This is a genomic window from Salmonella sp. SAL04202 (genome assembly GCF_046550775.1).
GTDB lineage: Bacteria > Pseudomonadota > Gammaproteobacteria > Enterobacterales > Enterobacteriaceae > Salmonella > Salmonella enterica.
Window position 1 is genome coordinate 1 of the sequence record NZ_JBGDXK010000021.1, and the last position, 812, is coordinate 812.

The 812-nt window shown below is 54.1% G+C and carries 1 protein-coding gene; it reads left to right on the plus strand.

Features of this window, described 5'->3' with window-relative positions:
• A partial coding sequence (gene tuf, locus ACLJQJ_RS23395) for an elongation factor Tu (protein ID WP_023199369.1) occupies positions 1-812 on the plus strand: 812 nt, incomplete at both ends.

Genomic DNA, 812 nt, shown 5'->3' on the forward strand with positions numbered 1-812 from the left:
CAGATGGACGGCGCGATCCTGGTTGTTGCTGCGACTGACGGCCCGATGCCGCAGACCCGTGAGCACATCCTGCTGGGTCGTCAGGTAGGCGTTCCGTACATCATCGTGTTCCTGAACAAATGCGACATGGTTGATGACGAAGAGCTGCTGGAACTGGTTGAAATGGAAGTTCGTGAACTTCTGTCTCAGTACGACTTCCCGGGCGACGACACGCCGATCGTTCGTGGTTCTGCTCTGAAAGCGCTGGAAGGCGACGCAGAGTGGGAAGCGAAAATCATCGAACTGGCTGGCTTCCTGGATTCTTACATCCCGGAACCAGAGCGTGCGATTGACAAGCCGTTCCTGCTGCCGATCGAAGACGTATTCTCCATCTCCGGTCGTGGTACCGTTGTTACCGGTCGTGTAGAACGCGGTATCATCAAAGTGGGCGAAGAAGTTGAAATCGTTGGTATCAAAGAGACTCAGAAGTCTACCTGTACTGGCGTTGAAATGTTCCGCAAACTGCTGGACGAAGGCCGTGCCGGTGAGAACGTAGGTGTTCTGCTGCGTGGTATCAAACGTGAAGAAATCGAACGTGGTCAGGTACTGGCTAAGCCGGGCACCATCAAGCCGCACACCAAGTTCGAATCTGAAGTGTACATTCTGTCCAAAGATGAAGGCGGCCGTCATACTCCGTTCTTCAAAGGCTACCGTCCGCAGTTCTACTTCCGTACTACTGACGTGACTGGCACCATCGAACTGCCGGAAGGCGTAGAGATGGTAATGCCGGGCGACAACATCAAAATGGTTGTTACCCTGATCCACCCGATCGC